This window comes from Pseudonocardia asaccharolytica DSM 44247 = NBRC 16224, from assembly GCF_000423625.1.
GTDB lineage: Bacteria > Actinomycetota > Actinomycetes > Mycobacteriales > Pseudonocardiaceae > Pseudonocardia > Pseudonocardia asaccharolytica.
This window is the reverse complement of sequence record NZ_AUII01000021.1, coordinates 70,497-88,141: the sequence shown is the minus strand read 5'-3', so window position 1 is coordinate 88,141 and position 17,645 is coordinate 70,497. Positions and strand designations below refer to the sequence as shown.

Sequence of the window (17,645 nt, the reverse complement as noted above, 5' to 3'; positions counted from 1 at the left end):
CGCCCGCACACCCCCGAGGACCAGGCCTGGATCGAGACCCTGTTCGGCCACGTCAAGGGCGAGTGGCCACACCTGGAGAAGATCAGAGACCCCGGCGAGCTCGAGCGCGAGCTCGACCGCCGCCGGGCCGAGTACAACTCCGTGCGGTTGCACGCCGGCGTCGGGTATGTCACGCCCGACGACGAACACGAAGGCCGCGGCGAAGGCATCCGCCAAGCCCGCCGCGACGGGCTCGCCGCGGCCCGCGAGGCACGGATCAACTACCGTCGAAACACGAGCAAGGACCACCGATGATCACTACCCGCTCGTGGTCGGGTATTCCATCGCCCGGCTGCTTCATTAACTCGGACACACCTCAGCGACGTGCGCTGGATCTGCTGGAGACGGGTCGTTCGGTGCGTGATGTCGCCGCGTCGTTGGGCATCGCCGAGTCCTGTCTGCACCGGTGGAAGTCGAGGGATCTGCTCGAGCGGGGTGTGAAGGCTGCGACCGCGCAGCAGGTGGAGTCGGCGGCGTTGGCCGCGGCCCGGGCGCGGATCGCGGAGCTGGAGACCGAGGTCAAGATCCTGCGCAAGGCCGCGGCCGCGGTGGAGCAGGTGGTGCCCCCAAAAGCACGGTTCGCTCTCGTGGCTGAGCTGGCCGCCGAGGGCGTGCCGGTCAAGCAGGCGTGTGTGTCGTTGGGGGTGTCACGATCGGGCTTCTACGAGGCGCAGACTCGTCCGCCCTCGGCGCGCACGATCCGCCAGGCCTGGCTGACCGATCAGATCACCGCCATCCACGAGGCGTCCCGCCAGACCTACGGCGCGCCGCGGGTGCGCGCTGAGCTCGTCCTGGCCCAGGGCGTGATCGTCTCGCGCAAGACTGTCGCGGCGCTGATGCGCCGCGCGCGTCTGGCCGGTCTTCCGTTGCGGCGTAAGGCCAAACGGGTCCCGCCGGCGATCACGGTGACCGACCTGGTCAAGCGGGACTTCCGCCGTCACGGGCCGAACCAGCTCTGGGTCACCGACATAACCGAGCACCCCACGCGCGAGGGCAAGCTCTACTGCTGCGTCGTGCTGGACGCCTACTCCCGCCGCGTCGTCGGGTGGGCGATCGACGCGCGCCAACGGGCCGACCTGGCCACCGCCGCGCTCGGGATGGCCATCGACGCGCGCGGGATCGCCGGGCAGATCCCGGGCGGGATCATCCACGGCGATCACGGCACCCAGTTCACCTCGTGGACCTTCACCGAACGCGCCCGCCGGGCCGGCCTGCTGCCCTCCCTCGGCAGCGTCGGTGACCCGTACGACAACGCCGTCGCCGAGGCCTTCTGGGCACGGATGCAGACCGAGCTGCTCGACCGGCAACGCTGGCGCACCCGCGTCGAGCTGGCCAACGCGATCTTCGAGTACATCGAAGGCTTCTACAACCGCCGCCGCCGGCACTCCGCATTGGACTGGCTCAGCCCCGTACAGTTCGAAACCATCGACCACCCGTCAGCCCCGGTCTCCTCACCGACGAGTCCGTGAAACGGGGTCAACATCAACCTGTCCGGTCCCAGGGGCCAAGCTCAAGCAGCGTGTAGGCGAGGGGTCCAGATCGGTGTCTGGTTGTCCTGGACAGGGTCGACAACTCATCCGATCCGGGCGCCGTCGACGGCGCCTGAAGCTGGATCCAGATCCGATCTTCGACCGCGGCGGTGTTGGCCCGGCCTTCCCGGGCTGCAGCAGCACCGCCAGCGGTTCTCAGTGCACTCGACCTGTACTGAACCAACGTCCACGGCGGCTGATGCCCGCGACCGCGCTTGAACGTCGGCGTGGCGCCCTCCTTGTCCGAATGCAATGCCGGCGAACAGGCGTGGGGTTCTACCCGTGCTCGAGGGCGGCCTGGACGCGCAATGCCAACTCGAGCAGGAAGCGGTCGTCGGGGTCGCGCAGGTTGACCTCGAGCAGCTCCTGAGCCCGCGCGAGCCGGTACCGGACGGTGTTGGGGTGGATGTGCAGGGCCGCCGCGGTCCGCTCGAGGTGGCGGTCGTTGGTCAGGTAGGTGCGCAGGGTCTTGACATATTCCGGGCCGCCGTCGGCGTCCGCGGCCAGCACCGGTCCGAGTGCCCGCCCCACCATCGACTCCATTGTCTGACGTGTAGAGCTGCGGACGAGCAGGCCATACAGACCGAGGTCCCGTGGCGAGAGCACTTCACCAGGAGCTGCCCGGCGGCGCGCGAGGTCGAGCGCGAGCGAGGCCTCGGCGTAGGAGTCGATGTACTCGTCCACGTCCGTGCACAACCTGCCGAACCCGGCCGCGAGCGTGTCCGGTGTTCCCGGGCGTACCCGGACGAGCTCCTGGAGCGACCGGTGAACCTGGCGGGAATCCTCGGTGCCGGGCGGCAGCAGGACGAGGACGTCTCCGCTCCGTGGCACGACGACTGCCTTCGGGTACCGGCTGTGCATCGCCCGCTCGACGCGGTCGAGGGTCTGCGGACCGATGAAGCGACCCTCTCCCGGGCCCGCCGTGTGGACACCCAGGCAGACGACGTGACGCGGGACCCGGAGATCGATGCCGAGCAGTGCCGCTCGCGCCTGCAACCCGGGCCGGTCGTCGATCCGCCCTTCGAAGAGATCGTCGAGGAACTCGGCGTAGACCCGGAGCTCGGAACGCAGGGCTGCTCGCTGGCGGAGCAGGTGGAGCGCAACGATCTCGCTCGTCGTCCCGAGCAGGTCGCGCTCGGTCGGATTCAGGTCGCGTCCGCCACGCACCCGCAGCCGGCCCATCGGCTCGTCACCGAGATCGACCTCGAAGCGGACCGGCTCCTCCGGGTCGGCGCCAGGTTGCCCCACGAGCGGCTCACCCGAGGGACCAGCCAGTTCCACCGGCATTCCGAGAGTGTGGGCGAGCACGCCGAGCCCGGCGCCGAGATCGTCGCTGCGGACCATCGCGGCCGCGACCTCGGTGGCCACGAGGAGGCCTCGGCGTGCGTCCAGAGCCAGCCGGCGATCCTGTGCCGAGCGGCGGCTCGCCGCCTCCACCTCGCAGATCCGGTGGATCGCCGAGCCCGTGTCGCGGGCGAGCCCGGTGACGAGGTGGAAGTCGTCCGGAGCCCAGTCGCGCGCGCGGCGGTCGGCCGCATACAACACGCCGAGGACCTCGGGACCGTGCACGAGCGGAGCGCAAAGCGCCCCCCGCATGCCCTCCTCGTCGATCAGGCTCTTCATCACGGGGGCACGCCGCGGGTCGTGCCGGTAGTCCCGCACGGCGAGCGCCCGTCCCTCGGCCGCCACCCGCCCCCCGATCCCCTCTCCGAGCGGCAGCCGCCATGTGGCGGGCATGCGAGAGGTGCGCAGGCCGCTGTGGGCCGCCATGGTCAGCACGCCGTCGGTGATGACTCCGCTCCAGCTGATGTCGACGCCGAGTGCCGTGCGGACGGTGTCGACGGCCGCCTGTGCGGCCGTTCCGACCGACCGCGCGGACAACAGACGTCGCAGGAACTCCTCCATGAGTCCGCCGGCCGGCTCGGCACCATCGGCGACACTGCCGTGAGCAGCGGTTTGATGACCGAGCGTCGACATCACACCCGTCAGGATAGGCACGAGTGCGCGGTCGATCACGTAGCGGACTGTGCCGGTCTGCTAGGCGGGCGACCGGGCTTCTGGCAGCCCGGCACATTGTCCAGGCCCGCGCCCGCTGTCACGGTTCATCTTCGACGTTGACGGTTGGCAGCGGTGGGGCGGGGCGGGCGAGGTCCGTCCCGCCGCCGGGAACGGAGAGCGATGGCCCGCGCGCGAGGCATGGTCGAGGACCTGATCCGATCACGTGTCGCCGAGCACCCGGACGCCACATGGCTGAAATGGCAGGACGAGGAGGTGCCGTGGCACCAGGTCCTGTCGCTCACGCAGCGCGCAGCCAACGGCCTGCTCGATCTCGGGGTGCGGCCTGGTGATCGTGTCGCCCTGATGATGAGCAACTGCCCGGAGTTCATCTGGATCCACCTCGGGATCCTCATGATCGGCGCGCACTCGGTTCCCGTGAACATCTCCCAGCGCGGGGCGACGCTGGCGCACATCCTCGCCGATTCCGATGCGACCACGGTGATCTGCCAGGCCGACCTCCGAGACGCGGTGCTGGCCGTCCGCCATGACCTCCCGGCGCTGCGCCACGTCGTCGTGCACGGCGGTCAGGTCGGCGGGGGAGTGGACTGGGACGTCGACCGGTTGCTGTCCGGTGCCGACCGCGAGCCGGACGTGGAACTGACCGAAGCCACCGGTGGGGTGGGGATGATGTACACGTCGGGCACGACCGGGCCACCCAAGGGTGTCGTGGCGACCAGGTACGACCTCAACCCGCTGTTCGCGGTGCTCAAGGCGTCCGGCGTGCAGCCAGGGGAGACGCTGTACACCGGTCTGCCGCTGTTCCACGCGAACGCGCTGCTGGTGTCGATGCTGGGCTCGATGTTCCTGGACGCCAAGCTGGCGCTGGCGCCGAAGTTCACCGCCTCGCGGTTCCTCGACGACTGCCGACGCTACGAGGCGGTCGCGTTCAACACCTTGGGCGGGATGATCTCGATCCTGCTCAAGCAACCGCCGCGCGACTCCGATCGTGACCACGAGGTGCGCACGGCGGTGTCGGCCGGCTGCCCCCCGGACCGGTGGCAGGAGTTCGAGCAGCGCTTCGGCCTGCGGATCATCGAGTGGTTCGGCATGGTGGATTCCCCGGGAATCCTGCTCAACGACGTCGGCAAGATCGGTTCCATGGGCCGAGCCGGGGTATCCGGGGTCGAGTTCCGCGTGGTGGGGGAGGACGACGCTTCGCTGCCGCCGGGTGCGGTGGGCGAGTTGGTCTTCCGTCACCCGAAGGGCCGGCTCACCTACTACCACAAGCTTCCGGAGGCCACCGAGACCGCGTACCGGGGCGGCTGGTTCCATTCGGGGGATCTCGCCGAGATGGACGCGGACGGGTTCTTCTACTACCGGGGCCGGAAGAAGGAGTCCATGCGCCGGCTCGGGGAGAACATCTCGGCCTGGGAGATCGAGACCGTCGTCAACGCTCACCCCGCGGTGCTGGAAAGTGCCGCGCATCCCGTGGCATCGGAGCTCGGCGAGGACGAGGTGAAGGTCTGCGTCGTCGTGCGAGCGGGTCATGAGCTGACGCCGGAGGCACTGCTCGATTTCTGTGTGGGCCGCATGGCGAACTACGCCGTCCCCCGGTACGTGGAGTTCCTCGACGAGCTCCCCAAGACCGCGACCGAACGCAACCAGTACGCCGCGCTGCGCTCCCGCGGAGTGACTCCGCAGACCTGGGACCGCGAGCAGGCCGGCTACCGGCTGCAGCGCGTATGACGGCACCCGCAGGAGGCCACGTGATGAACGACGTCGCGATCGCCGGCACGGCGATGACCCGCTTCGGCAAGTTCCCCGCCGCCACCATCCGCACCCTCGCGGAGGAGGCGGTCCGCGGCGCGCTCGCCGACGCCCGCATGAGCGCGGCGGATGTCGGCATGGTGTTCTTCTCCAACGCGGTCGCCGGCGTGATCACCGGCCAGGAGATGATCCGGGGCCAGGTTGCGCTGCGGCACACCGGGTTGCTCGGCAAACCGATCGTCAACGTGGAGAACGCGTGCGCGTCGGCCTCGACGGCGTTCCACCTCGCCGTCGGTGCCGTGGCGTCGGGTTCGGTCGACGTCGCGCTCGCGGTGGGGTCCGAGAAGCTGACTCATCCCGACAAGACCCGCTCGTTCGCCGCGATCGGCACCGCGGTCGACCTGTTCCAGATCGACGAGCTCAAGCGGTGGACCCGCGGCGAGTCGGCCGGGTCACCCCTGCCCATGGAGGCAGAGGACGACGACAGCAAGCGATCGTTCTTCATGGACGTCTACGCGGCCAACACCCGCGCCTACATGAAGGCGAGCGGGGCGACCGTCGAGGACTTCGCCGAGGTCGCGGTCAAGAGCCACGCCCACGCGGCGCTGAATCCCCACGCGCAGTACCGCTCCCCCGTGACGGTCGAACAGGTGCTCGCCAGCCGGACGGTGGCCCACCCTCTCACGCTGCTGATGTGCTCGCCGATCGGCGACGGTGCCGCGGCGGTGGTGGTCTGCTCGGCCGATCGGGCCCGACGCAACGGGCTCGACCCCGTCCGGGTGCGCGCCAGCGTTCTGGTCTCGGGCACCGACCATGCCCCCGACGAGCCCGGCTCGGTGGAGCGCGCATCCGCTCTCGCGTACGAGCGCGCGGGGATCGGCCCGGAGGACCTCGACGTCCTCGAGGTGCACGACGCCGCGGCGCCGGCCGAGCTCATGACCTATGAAGAGCTGGGCCTGTGCCCGGCCGGGAGCGGGCCGGCGCTGCTCCGCTCCGGTGCGACGTGCCTGGGTGGTCGGCACGTGGTCAATCCCAGCGGCGGCCTGCTCGCGAAGGGCCACCCCATCGGTGCCACGGGGTGCGCGCAGCTCGTCGAGCTCGCCGACCAGCTCCGCGGCCGATGCGGCGGGCGGCAGGTGGCCGGCGCACGGACGGCGCTGGCCGAGAACGGCGGAGGTTTCCTCGCCACCGACACCGCGGCCATGGCGGTCACCGTGCTGTCAGTGTGAGGCGCACGGTCCAGTTGTTCCCACCAGAGAGGAAGAACGATGGAGTTCAAGCAGGTCGTCGGTAACCGGCGGACGATCCGCTTCTTCGAACCGGAGAAGCCGGTCGAGCCAGAAAAGATCCACATCATGCTCGAGGCCGCCAACCGCTCCTCCCGCGCGGTCAACGCCGATTTCGTCAAGGCGGTCGTCTGCTACCGCGACGAGCTGGGCGAGGAAACCCTCGAAAAGCTCAAGACACCGACCACCACGGTGCAGCTCGACCTCGCTCCCGTGGCCATCTTCTGGTACGGAGACACCACCTTCGACCAGGGCGCCCAGGACCGGCTCAAGGAACTCACCGACCTCGGCGCGCTGCCCGTGACGCACGGATGGTCCCACGCCTATGTCGACGAGGTGGCCTACACCCAGGTCGTGGCGCCGATGGCCAAGGACCAGATCGCGAACACCTGGGCGGTCTCGGTCGAATGCGGTCTCGCGATCAACCAGGCGATGCTCGCCGCGGTCGACGAGGGGTTGGGGGTCGGTCTGCACGCGTTCAACGGCGCCGTCGCCAAGGAGGCGCTGAACATCCCGGACCACTGGATCCCGATGTGGCTCATGCTCGTCGGCTACCCCGCGGAAGACCCCAGGGGTGGCGGCCAGCGGCCGCGCCGTCCGCTCTCGGCCAACTTCTACCGTGGGCGGTACGGCACGCCGTGGGAGGACGTTCCCGGGGTCGCCGAGAAGCTCGTCGCGGCGGGGATGCTGCAGGAGCCGATGGATGCGGAGAGGCGCAGGGCGGAGGTCCGTCAGCTGGCCGAGCGATTCGGTCTGCCGCTGTGACGGAAGACATCCGAGCTGCCGACTCGGTCAAGCGCTGGTTCGCCAGCGCTGGACACGACGCGGCCCCGGCGCAGACGCAGGAACACTACCTGCACGTTCTGGTGCAGTTCAGCGCACACGCGGGGAAGCCCCCGGATGACCTGGTCGCCTTCTGCTTCCTGCGCAAGAGGGGCACCGGCGAGCGGTTCGTGAGCGTCAAGCGACGGGTCACGATGAACGAGTGGATCGCGGCCTTCGTCGCCGAGCAGGGTTGGAGGGGCAAGGACGCCGTCGCCAACGCGAACATCGTGCGCGGTTTCCTCATCCACAACGGGGTCCTGATCCAGGGCAAGGTCTGGACCGGATCCTGACCATGGCCGGCGCTGCGGCACCGACCGGGAACGCCGGTGCCGCACCATCGGGTGCACTTCCGTCGGCCGGTGCCCGTGCCCGCGACGGTCAGCCCGCACGACGAGCGCCACCCGCGCACGAAGATCGACCGGCTGGGACGCTACCGCCCAGCGCACCGTCGCAGCGGCGTCGGGTGAGACCGGCCCGACGGCGGGAAGAGGATGGGTCATTGAGCATCAAGATCGGCTACAAGGCGTCGGCGGAACAGTTCGGACCGCGGGCGTTGGTGGAGTTCGCGGTGCGGGCCGAACAGGCGGGCCTGGACAGCGTGTGGACCTCGGATCATTTCCTGCCCTGGCGGCACCGGGGCGGGCACGCCCCGTTCGCGCTGGCCTGGCTGGCGGCCGTGATCGAGATCAAGCTGTCCTACGACCGTGACCCCGCGGCGGCGCTGGAGAACTGCCGGTTCTGGGCGCCGTTGTCGCTGACCCCCGAGCAGAAACACAGCGTGGACTCGGCCGAGGAGATGGAGCGGCTGGCCGACGCGTTGCCGATCGAGCAGGTGGCCCGGCGTTGGATCGTGGCCTCGGATCCGGACGAGGCGGTCGCGCAGATCAAGCCCTACCTCGACGCCGGGCTCACCCACCTGGTCTTCCACGGCCCCGGCCACGACCAGCAGCGGTTCCTGACCCAGTTCACCGCGGACATCCTGCCGCGGCTGCGCACGCTGACCTCGGAGACGCCGTGACCAACACCGCGCTGCTGGACCTGCCCCTGCCGGAGCTGATGGCCCGGGCGCGCGCCGTGCGCGAGGGCCGAACCGGGACCCGGGTGACCTACTCGCCGAAGGTCTTCATCCCGCTGACCCACCTGTGTCGGGACCGGTGTGGCTACTGCACCTTCGCCCAGCCACCGCGTGCCCTTGACGCACCGTTCCTCGCCCCGGACCAGGTGCTCGCGATCGCGGTGCGCGGTGCCGGTGCGGGTTGTCACGAGGCGCTGTTCACCCTGGGCGAGCGACCGGAGCTGCGTTATTCCGACGCCCGGCGGTGGCTGTCCGAGCACGGTTACGCCTCCACCGTCGAGTACCTGGCGGCCATGTCCCGGCTGGTTCTCGACGAGACCGGCCTGTTGCCGCACGCCAACGCCGGCGCGTTGACGACCGAGGAGCTCTCGTCGTTGCGGCCGGTCGCGGCGAGTCAGGGCATGATGATCGAGTCGCTGCGCCCGGATCTGGCGGCGCATCGCGGCGCCCCGGACAAGAGCCCGGCCCGTCGCCTGGCCACCCTGCAGGCCGCCGGGGCGCTCGGCATCCCGTTCACCACCGGGATCCTCGTCGGCATCGGGGAGAGCGCCGCCGACCGGCTGGCGGCGCTGGAGGCGATCGCGGACGCGCACCGCCGCCACGGCCATGTGCAGGAGGTGATCGTGCAGAACTTCCTGCCCAAGCCGGGCACGGCGATGCGCGCCGCCGCCCCGTGCCCCCGGGAGGATTTCCTGGCCGCGATCGCGCTGGCCCGGTTGGTGCTGCCGCCGCAGGTGCACCTGCAGGCCCCGCCGAACCTGTCCGACGAGTTCGGGAGCCTGCTCGACGCCGGCATCGACGACTGGGGCGGGGTGTCCCCGGTCACCGCCGACCACGTGAACCCGGAGCGCCCGTGGCCGGCGCTGGACCGGCTGCGCGCGGTCACCGAGTCGGCCGGGATGGTCCTCGCGCCCCGCCTGACCGCGTATCCGGAGTACGTGCGCGAGCCCGAGCGCTGGTTGGACGAGGGGCTGCGGTTCCCGGTCCAGGACCGGGCCGACGCCGAGGGCCTGGGCCGTGACGATCCGGGGGCAGTATTCCCCGAGCGCTACACCGACGCCCAGAACGTGGGGACCGGGGCCGAGGTGGTGTTGCTCGGTCGCCGCTCGACGGCCTGGTACTCCGGCGCGGACCGGCCCCCGCCGACGCTCGTGCCGGCGCGCGGGTCCGCCCGCGGGGCGGTCGCCGAGGTGCTCGCCGGGGTGCGCGCCGGGCAGAAGGTCGGCGAACACGAGATCGTCACCCTCTTCGCCGCCCGCGGACCGGAGGTCGCCGCCGTGGCGGAGTTGGCCGACGAACTGCGCGCGGCGGCGGTCGGGGAGCGGGTCACCTACGTCCGCAACCGCAACATCAACTACACCAACGTCTGCACGTTCAAGTGCCGGTTCTGTGGCTTCTCCAAGGGGCCGCTCTCGCTCAACCTGCGGGGCAAGCCCTACCTGTTGACCCTCGAGGACGTCGCCGACCGGGCGCGCGAGGCGTGGACGCGGGGCGCGACCGAGGTCTGCCTGCAGGGCGGCATCCACCCCGGCTTCGACGGCGACTTCTACGTCCAGCTCACCCGCGCCGTGACCGCGGCCGTGCCCGACATCCACGTGCACGGCTTCACCGCGCTGGAGGTCATCGAGGGCGCGCGCCGGCTCGGGGAACCGCTGGCCGAGTACCTGCGCCGCCTGCAGGACGCGGGTCTGCGCTCCCTGCCCGGCACGGCCGCGGAGATCCTCGACGACGAGGTGCGCGCCGTGCTGTGCCCCGACAAGATCGACACCGAGGAGTGGTTGGACGCGCATCGGACCGCTCACCGCATCGGGCTACGGTCCAACATCACCATCATGTTCGGGGCGGTGGAGCAGCCCGGGCACTGGGCCCGGCATCTCCTCCGCACCCGGGCGCTGCAGCGGGAGACCGGGGGGTTCACCGAGTTCGTGGGTCTTCCGTTCGTGCACATGGCCGCACCGATCTACCTCAAACGGGCGGCCCGTCGGGGTCCGACCTGGCGCGAGGTGGTGCTCATGCACGCCATCGCCCGGATCGTCTACCACGGTCTCATCGAGAACATCCAGGCGTCCTGGGTCAAGCTCGGCACCGGTGGGGCGGCGCAACTGCTAGCCGCGGGGGTCAACGACCTGGGCGGGACGCTCATGGACGAGAACATCAGCCGCGCCGCGGGGGCCGCCCACGGCCAGCTGCTCGACGAAACAGCGCTCCGAGCCCTCGTCGACGGTGCGGGGCGTCGCCTCGTTCGACGCACCACGCTCTACCAGCACGCCGACACCGACCTGGTCACCCAGCCCTGAGGAGCGGAACGGAACTGTCCGAATGCTGAAAGACACCCGCGTCCGACGATCCCGCCGGATCGTCGGGCTCGGCGGCGGGATCGGCGCGTCCCGGCTCTGGCGCGCGCTGGTCGCCCTGGTGCCGCCGACCGATCTCACCCTCGTCGTGAACACCGCCGACGACCTGTGGATGCACGGGCTCCGAATCTGCCCCGACCTCGACACCACCCTGTACGCCCTGGCCGACCGGCAGGACACCCAGCGCGGATGGGGACTGCGCGACGAGTCGTTCCGCTGCATGGAGGCGCTGCGCGACCTCGGCCACGACGTGTGGTTCAACCTCGGCGATCGCGATCTGGCGACCCATCTGTTCCGGACCGGGCTGCTGCGAACAGGCGTTGCGCTGACCGAGGTGACCCAGAGGTTGGCCGCCGGGATGGGCGTTGCGGTGCGCGTGCTGCCGATGACCGAGGCCGAGGTGGCGACGCGAGTCACGACGGTCGACGGACGCGGCCTGCACTACGAGGAGTTCCTGGTCCGCGAGCACGCCGCTCCGGCCGTCGCGGACGTGGACTACGCGGTGTCCGGCGAGCCGGTCACACCGGCGCCGGGCGTGCTCGACGCGCTGCGTGCCGCCGATCTCGTGGTGATCGCCCCGAGCAACCCCGTGGCGAGCATCGCGCCGATCCTGGCTGTTCCCGGCATCCGCGATGCCGTGGCGGAGGCCCAGGACGTGGTCGCCGTCACGCCGATCGTGTCGGGTGTGCCGATCACCGATCCGGGCGAGCAGCGGCGAGCGGTCGCCCGCGCGGCCCTGCTGGCCGCCGCCGGCGTCCCGGCAACCGCATCCGGAGTCGCCACGCTCTATGCGAAGCTGTGCGCGCGATACGTGCTGGACGTCGCCGACTCCGCCGAGGCCGCCGCCGTCGCCTCGCTCGGGTTGGAACCGCTGCTGGTTCCGACCCTGCTTCACCAGGGCGCTTGCGCGCGGGACCTGGTGGCGACGGTGCTGGGACGGTCGGCGTGACGGAGCCGGGTGCCCTGACGGCGCCGTCCAGTTCCGCAAGCCAACCTCGTCCTCGACCGCGCGGTGGCCGACTCACGCACGCCGATGTGTCCGGCGAGCACGGGACGCAGCCTCGGGCCGCCGGGCTGCTTCGGGCGCCGGTGGGCGGAAGGGTGCCGAGGGGTACGGGGCCGGGGCGATGATCCGGTGTTGGCCGGCCTGTATCTGGTAGACGAGGTGGGCTTGCGCGATCGAGGGGTCAGCGGTCTCGTCGGGGTAGACGAGATTGGTCTGGTTGGCGGTGCCGAGGTGGTAGGAGCCGTTGACTCCTCGGTGGATTCGGTGCCGGAGCAGGTCGTTGACCAGGCGGAAGTCGTGGGGGGCGGCGCATTGCGACCAGGTGGCGGCCAGCAGGTGCACGATGTCGTAGTGGATTCCGGCGCTGGACATGCCGGGTTCGGCGTGGTGGCGGTGGCGGAACCGGCGGCCGAATTCGTTGCCGAAACGGTCGTTGTAGCGGCCGGTGACGGTCGCCCAGAGGAGATCCTCGGCCGCTGGCCCGGCTTGTTCGAGGAATTCCGGTATCGATGGTGAGTAGAGCGTGTAGAGCAGCGCGTCGGTGGGCGTGTGCCGGAATCGGTGGAGAAAGCGCGCCGTTTGAGGCGCAGAGAAACAGGCGATCATGACGGCGGCGGGATCGAGAGCATGAATCCTGTCCACCGCCGCGCGCCAGTCGGGCTCAAGCGGGCTGATGTGGTCGACTGCCGGTTGCCATCCGCTGCGTTCGGCGGTATCGAGAGCCGGCGCCGGGAAGGTGGTGAGGTCCGGATCGGCGGAGTCGAGGACGAGCAGCCGCCTCGATCTCGGACTCCACCGGCCGGAGTCGCGCAGGGCGTTGAGCGTGCGCAGGAATCCGGCGCCGTACGCGCTCTCCTGCGCGCAGACCTGGAACACGTTGCCGAACCGGTCCGGCTCGTCGGCGACGAGCCGGGCGGCGCTGGCGGAGGTCGAGTGGTGCAGCAGCGGGCAGCCGGCGGCGGAGGCGGGGCCGAACTGGGCGGCGAGACCGCTGCGGCTGCGTTCGAAGGTGTAGCCGATGGTGATCGCGTCGACGTCGCGGGCCACCAGTTGCTCGACAGCGGCGCGGATGGCGGCGCCGCGGGTGGCGTCGGCGTGTACGGCGAGGTGTTCGAGCAACCGGCCGCCGATGCCGCCGCGTCGGTTGATCTCCTCGACCGCCAGCTGGGCGCCGCGCTGCATTTGCTGGCCATCGCGGGCGGAATCGCTGTTCGCGGGGTAGACCGCGCCGATGACCAGTGGCCGTCGCCGCAGCGGGCGTGGTCGGTGTGGGGCGGGGGCCATCGCGTCGGCCGCCCCGCGGACCTCCGCCTCGAGTCGGAGCAGTCCGACCGGTGCGAGTCCGCCCAGGCTGGTTCCGGGTAAGGGGAGGGCGAGCAGCTCACGGTCCAGGGCGAGCGCGGCCGCCGCGGCCCTGCTGGGTACCTCCAGCTTGCCCAGAACCCGCTCCACGTGGGTGGCGGCCGTGCGCCGGGAAACGCCCAGGCGCGCCGCGATGTCGGGGTTGGTCAGGCCGCACGCGAGCAAGGTCAGTACCTGCAGCTCCCGCCTGCTGAGCCCGGCGACGTCGTCCGGCTCCACCGGGTCCAACTCCACCTCGCAACTCCCAGCCACGCGGCCGGCAGTGATGCGCACCCGCAGCCGCCGCCCGGCCTCGGGCGAGCCGGGCGGATCCGGGGCGAGCTCTCCGATCCACACGAAGGAAAGCGGCGAGGTCGAGCCGAGCCCGGCCGCGGCCCGCAGATAACCGGTCAGGCGGGCGTGCCGGGTGACCGCGCCGATAGGCCGGTCGCGAATCGACCCCGCGCGTGACACCTGCGCTGTCGCCCCCGACCAGCGCCCCGCACTGGTGGCCATCAACGGATGCTAGCCCGGCCTGTCGGTCAGATGACCGACGCGAACCCGGCCAGGGTCCGGTCACGATGCTCTCGACCCACACCCTCGAGGAGGAACTCGATGCCCCGCATCGCCGCCTGCACCTCCCTGTTCCGCGAGGTCACCGACTTCGACGCCTTCGCCGCGCACGTCCGGGAGCTGCTCGACCGGGCAGCCGGCGCGGACCTGGTCGTGCTCCCGGAGCTGGTGACCTTCGAACTCATGACCGCGGTCCCCGGATGGCGGGATGCCACCGACCTGCAGCCCGCGATCGAGACCGCCCGGTTCGCCGAGCAGTACCGCGAGTTCATCGCCGCCGAGGCTGCCCAGCGCCGCCAGCACGTCCTGGCCGGATCACATCTGGTGCGCACCGGCGACGGCGGCCTGCTCAACGTCGCGCCCCTCTACGGCCCCGACGGAACGCTGGTCCACGAGCACGCCAAGACCCACCTGTTCCCGCTCGAGTTCACCCTCGGCATCGGTGAGGGCGACGAGATGGCCGTGGTCGAGCTACCGTTCGCGACCGTCGGTGTCAACATCTGCTACGAGGCGGAGATCCCCGAATGCTCGGCGTCGCTGGCCGAGCAGGGCGTGCAGATCCTGCTCAGCCCGTCGCTGACCCTGACCGAAGCCGGATACTGGCGGGTCCGGCACTGCCTGGCCGCCAGGGCCATCGAGAACCAGATCTACACCCTCCACTCCGGCGCCGCCGGCCCCGCCCGTGGGCCGTGGCCGGGCGCGTGGGCGCGCAGCTCGATCCTCGGCCCGTGCGACACCGGCTGGCCGGACAACGGGATCCTCGCCGAGACCGCACCGAATGTCGATGCGGTCGCGATCGCCGACGTCGACCTCGATCGACTGGCCGAGAACCGCAAGACCGGCGCCGCGACCACCTTCGCCGATCGCCGCCGCCGCGCCGAGCGCTACCAGGTCTGGCCCTCCCACCACGCCGCCACCACCCACTGACCCATCCCCCGAGGAGAAAGCTGTTCATGAGCAAGCCCACCGTGTGCCTGACCTTCGACTTCGACGCCATCTCCGTCTGGATCGGCAGCTTCGGGGTCTCCACCCCCACCTACGTCTCGCGCGGCGAGTTCGCGGCGAACGTGGCGACCCCCCGGATTCTCGACCTGCTGGAACGCGAGGGCGTCACCAGCACCTGGTACATCCCGGGTCTGGACGTGGACACCTACCCGGAGGTGTGCAGGCGGATCCGCGACGCCGGCCACGAGATCGGCCACCACGGCTACGCCCACGAGGGACCCACCAGCCTGGAGGAGCCCGCCGAGCGCGAGGTGCTCGAGCGTGGGCTCGACGCCCTGGACCGGGTCCTCGGAGTGCGCCCCGCCGGGTACCGCTCGCCGGCGTTCGACCTCTCGCCGAACTCCACCCGCCTGCTGGCCGAGTACGGGTTCCGCTACGACAGCAGCATGATGGGCCACGACTTCGAGCTCTACCGCTGCCGCACCGGCGACGTGATCCACACCGACCGGGCGATCGAGTTCGGGCCCGAACTGGACCTGGTCGAGGTACCGGTCTCCTGGACCCTGGACGACTTCCCGTTCATGGAGTTCGCGCTCGTTCCACCGATGATCGTGCCGGCGTCCACCGACGTCGAGGGCCTGGCCAACCGCTGGCTGTCCGATTTGGACTTCATGGTCGAGCACGTGCCGCACGGGGTGTTCACCCAGACCTTCCACCCGCAGTCCATCGGCCGCGCCGGACGCATCCGCATCCTCGAACGGATCATCCACCGGGCCAAGGACCACGGCGCCCGGTTCGCCACCGTGAACGAGGCCGTCGGCTCGTGGGCGGCACGGGCCGCCGCGTGAGAAGTGGTCTACGCCTCGTGATCATTTGGAGGTCACGTGGCCGGGTCGCCCTGCCATCTTGGTTGATCGCACCGTTGTGGGACCAGTTCGCCGCGCTGTTGCCCGTCCAGGGAGTCAACGAGGCCTTTCCAGTAATGGATTGATCATTTGGTCTGCTCGTGCCGGGGTGAAGCAGGACCAGGGACGCGGCGGCGACGGCGTCGATGCGCCAGGGGTACAGACTGACCCCACGCAGGGCCTTGTACGTGGTCATGAGCAGGGAGGTCCCGCGTTCGGCCGGCGCGCGGGTCGCGGTGTGCAGGGCACTGACGGTGTGCTGCACGGTGCTGAGCCGGGCCGGCCCCGCTAGCTTCTCGATCGGGCAGGTGAGTCGGCCAGCCTCACCGATATAGCCCAGGTCGGCCAGCACCGCGTGGGCCTCGTCGGCCCAGTCGGCAAACCCATCGACAGCCCGGGGTGAGCGCGGGCGCAGGTCAGGTCGTGCTCTCGGCCCGGGCGCACCGGCGACACCTACAGCGGCCAGCCGTCCAGAGCGGTCACCACCTGGATGTTCCCGCCGTGATGACGATACTTGCGGGAACCACGACAGATCCACTTTCGCAGTCGGGCCGACCGCGCGAGCGGTCGGTGTGGACCACGATGCCGTCCAGGGTGCCGTCCAGCTGGACGTGGCCGTACCCGGCCGCCCGCGTCGCCAACAGGGCGCCGCACAGGCCGGGGCGCCCTCGGCGAGCACGTCGAACGCCTCGTGCAGGTACTGGTAGACCGTGGACTGGCCGATGGCATAGTCGACGGCGAGCTGCGCGATACGGGTGGCATCGATGAACCAGCACAGCACCGACCCGGCCTGGTCATGGCAGTCCAAGACGCGGCGGCCCTGCAGGGTCCCGCGACAGGCCCGCTCACCGACCAGAGGGCCGGCCAGGAATGCAACGGTGGAGGCCTCGATCGGAGCACGGCGGTGTAGGTGACAGAATCAGAAACGCGGGACCTCGGTGTTCAAGTCGATTGTAGAGCGCCCGGCAAACGAGGGTGGAATGTGGCTACGGGTAGAGGCACGGACCCATAAGTGATCACCGGGGTGCTGAGTCCTGGCTGTGGCATCGCCGCGCCCGACGGCTGGCCGCTGTGGATCGTTGACGTGGCTCTGGCCGCGAGCGCGATACTCTGTGCGCCCGCCGCCACACCAGACTGATCGACGCACTCGAAGCCTGGACCAGTGAAGGCCACGTGGTGCTTGCCGACCTGGGCCACGAGGACGAGAACACCCGCTGGTCCTGCCGATCGAGACCACCCGAGGCCAGCGGCTGACGGAGGACCAGCGCACGGTCAATACCCTGCACGCCGCAACCCGCGCGCAGGGGCCCGGCCAGCCTGCCGGCCTGGAGGAGCAGAAGCTCTGCCCAGTCGCGGGAGGTCGTCAGCGTGCGGCTGATCTTGCCGGAGGCGAACTACCTGGCTTCGCTGGCTCGTCGTCCTGCACCTCGCAGGTCGCCGCGGCAGCGGCCGCCACCTCCAGCGCCGCCCACCCGGACGGCACTGGCTTCGCCTCGGCCGCAAGATTCACGAGGCAGGAAGACCCATCGCGAGTGGGCGGTGCGCCGACGACGAGGGCCTGCCCCGATCATCGGTTCGCGCGGGCCTGGGCCTTCGCGATCGTGCGGGCGGTGAGCAACGCGGTGACGGCGACCGTGGCGACGGCGGCGATCAACCGGTTCACGTCCACCGCGGGCTCCCACCGCACCGTCCCCTCGCGCACCACGAACGCTCCGCTCGGCCGGCCGCCCCAGCCGATCCCTCCGCCGGATCCCTCGCCGCCCTGCTTGGCGTCGCGACCACCGCCACCGCCCGCCCCGCCGCCGACGCGTGCCGCGGGGATGATCGTGACCTCGTCCGCGGTGACCGGCTCGCCGTAGACCCGGTTGACCCGGATCGCGTCCTCGACCCGCTGCATGGCCGTCGACACGTCCATCCTGCACCTCACTCTGCTCGCCACGGCCCCGGTCGGGGCCGTCCGGCTCATGCTGGCGCCGACCGCGGCCCCCGGCAAGGCCGGAGG

Annotated in this window: 14 protein-coding genes and 1 pseudogene; 11 read left to right on the top strand and 4 right to left on the bottom strand. The window is 70.7% G+C overall.

Annotated elements, in window-relative coordinates:
- Both G567_RS29785 and G567_RS0118640 read left to right on the top strand, forming a co-directional pair.
- Positions 1–294 (top strand): integrase core domain-containing protein (locus tag G567_RS29785; protein ID WP_037057649.1); only part of this gene is annotated, 294 nt, incomplete at its 5' end.
- A gap of 44 nt (positions 295–338) precedes the next feature.
- Positions 339–1,508 carry an IS3 family transposase gene (locus tag G567_RS0118640; protein WP_084796250.1) on the top strand — a complete coding sequence of 390 codons (1,170 nt, stop codon included), beginning with the start codon at positions 339–341 and terminating at the stop codon, positions 1,506–1,508.
- A gap of 336 nt (positions 1,509–1,844) precedes the next feature.
- On the opposite strand, the gene G567_RS0118635 is transcribed toward G567_RS0118640, so the two are convergent.
- Positions 1,845–3,473 (bottom strand): helix-turn-helix domain-containing protein, encoded by a 1,629-nt coding sequence (locus G567_RS0118635; RefSeq protein ID WP_028931177.1) that lies wholly within the window; start codon positions 3,471–3,473, stop codon positions 1,845–1,847.
- 273 nt (positions 3,474–3,746) lie between these two features.
- Here G567_RS0118635 and G567_RS0118630 point away from each other — a divergent pair, with 273 nt between their 5' ends.
- The 7 genes from G567_RS0118630 (at position 3,747) to cofD (ending at position 11,822) form a co-directional block, all read left to right on the top strand.
- A complete protein-coding gene (locus G567_RS0118630) occupies positions 3,747–5,312 on the top strand; it encodes an AMP-binding protein (RefSeq protein WP_028931176.1) in 1,566 nt (521 codons plus the stop codon).
- Positions 5,313–5,335: 23 nt separating this feature from the next.
- Positions 5,336–6,562, top strand: a complete 1,227-nt coding sequence (locus G567_RS0118625; RefSeq protein WP_028931175.1) for a thiolase family protein — start codon at positions 5,336–5,338, stop codon at positions 6,560–6,562.
- A 39-nt stretch (positions 6,563–6,601) separates the two neighbouring features.
- The gene (locus tag G567_RS0118620; protein ID WP_028931174.1) at positions 6,602–7,384 is read left to right on the top strand and encodes a nitroreductase family protein; all 783 of its coding nucleotides are present in this window, start codon (positions 6,602–6,604) and stop codon (positions 7,382–7,384) included.
- Positions 7,381–7,734 carry a hypothetical protein gene (locus G567_RS0118615; RefSeq protein ID WP_028931173.1) on the top strand — a complete coding sequence of 118 codons (354 nt, stop codon included), beginning with the start codon at positions 7,381–7,383 and terminating at the stop codon, positions 7,732–7,734. The genes G567_RS0118620 and G567_RS0118615 overlap by 4 nt, the downstream gene beginning before the upstream one ends.
- A 209-nt stretch (positions 7,735–7,943) precedes the next feature.
- On the top strand, positions 7,944–8,462 hold the full coding sequence (locus tag G567_RS0118605) for an LLM class flavin-dependent oxidoreductase (protein ID WP_028931172.1): 519 nt from the start codon (positions 7,944–7,946) through the stop codon (positions 8,460–8,462).
- Positions 8,459–10,816: a bifunctional FO biosynthesis protein CofGH gene (locus G567_RS0118600; RefSeq protein WP_037057646.1), complete on the top strand. Its 2,358-nt coding sequence runs from the start codon at positions 8,459–8,461 to the stop codon at positions 10,814–10,816. The genes G567_RS0118605 and G567_RS0118600 overlap by 4 nt, the downstream gene beginning before the upstream one ends.
- Before the next feature lie 22 nt (positions 10,817–10,838).
- Positions 10,839–11,822, top strand: coding sequence for a 2-phospho-L-lactate transferase (gene cofD / locus G567_RS0118595; RefSeq protein ID WP_051233276.1), 984 nt, complete (start codon positions 10,839–10,841; stop codon positions 11,820–11,822).
- 72 nt (positions 11,823–11,894) lie between these two features.
- On the opposite strand, the gene G567_RS0118590 is transcribed toward cofD, so the two are convergent.
- Positions 11,895–13,736: a LuxR C-terminal-related transcriptional regulator gene (locus G567_RS0118590; RefSeq protein WP_084796247.1), complete on the bottom strand. Its 1,842-nt coding sequence runs from the start codon at positions 13,734–13,736 to the stop codon at positions 11,895–11,897.
- 99 nt (positions 13,737–13,835) lie between these two features.
- Here G567_RS0118590 and G567_RS0118585 point away from each other — a divergent pair, with 99 nt between their 5' ends.
- Positions 13,836–14,720, top strand: coding sequence for a nitrilase-related carbon-nitrogen hydrolase (locus tag G567_RS0118585; protein ID WP_028931168.1), 885 nt, complete (start codon positions 13,836–13,838; stop codon positions 14,718–14,720).
- A gap of 26 nt (positions 14,721–14,746) precedes the next feature.
- On the top strand, positions 14,747–15,586 hold the full coding sequence (locus G567_RS0118580; RefSeq protein ID WP_028931167.1) for a polysaccharide deacetylase family protein: 840 nt from the start codon (positions 14,747–14,749) through the stop codon (positions 15,584–15,586).
- A gap of 166 nt (positions 15,587–15,752) precedes the next feature.
- Here G567_RS0118580 and G567_RS34895 read toward each other — a convergent pair.
- Positions 15,753–16,543: pseudogene (locus G567_RS34895) on the bottom strand (transposase family protein); the annotation flags it as partial.
- Positions 16,544–17,210: 667 nt separating this feature from the next.
- A complete protein-coding gene (locus G567_RS0118575; RefSeq protein ID WP_028931166.1) occupies positions 17,211–17,558 on the bottom strand; it encodes a spore germination protein GerW family protein in 348 nt (115 codons plus the stop codon).
- Between the last annotated feature and the right edge of the window lie 87 nt (positions 17,559–17,645).

Bases quoted from the DNA above. Each gene is read 5' to 3' on its own strand.
- G567_RS0118575 (WP_028931166.1), bottom strand. From the start codon at position 17,558: ATGGACGTGTCGACGGCCATGCAGCGGGTCGAGGACGCGATCCGGGTC.
- G567_RS0118635 (WP_028931177.1), bottom strand. From the start codon at position 3,473: ATGGAGGAGTTCCTGCGACGTCTGTTGTCCGCGCGGTCGGTCGGAACG.
- G567_RS0118630 (WP_028931176.1), top strand. From the start codon at position 3,747: ATGGCCCGCGCGCGAGGCATGGTCGAGGACCTGATCCGATCACGTGTC.
- G567_RS0118580 (WP_028931167.1), top strand. From the start codon at position 14,747: ATGAGCAAGCCCACCGTGTGCCTGACCTTCGACTTCGACGCCATCTCC.
- G567_RS0118585 (WP_028931168.1), top strand. From the start codon at position 13,836: ATGCCCCGCATCGCCGCCTGCACCTCCCTGTTCCGCGAGGTCACCGAC.
- G567_RS0118590 (WP_084796247.1), bottom strand. From the start codon at position 13,736: ATGGCCACCAGTGCGGGGCGCTGGTCGGGGGCGACAGCGCAGGTGTCA.
- cofD (WP_051233276.1), top strand. From the start codon at position 10,839: ATGCTGAAAGACACCCGCGTCCGACGATCCCGCCGGATCGTCGGGCTC.
- G567_RS0118620 (WP_028931174.1), top strand. From the start codon at position 6,602: ATGGAGTTCAAGCAGGTCGTCGGTAACCGGCGGACGATCCGCTTCTTC.
- G567_RS0118625 (WP_028931175.1), top strand. From the start codon at position 5,336: ATGAACGACGTCGCGATCGCCGGCACGGCGATGACCCGCTTCGGCAAG.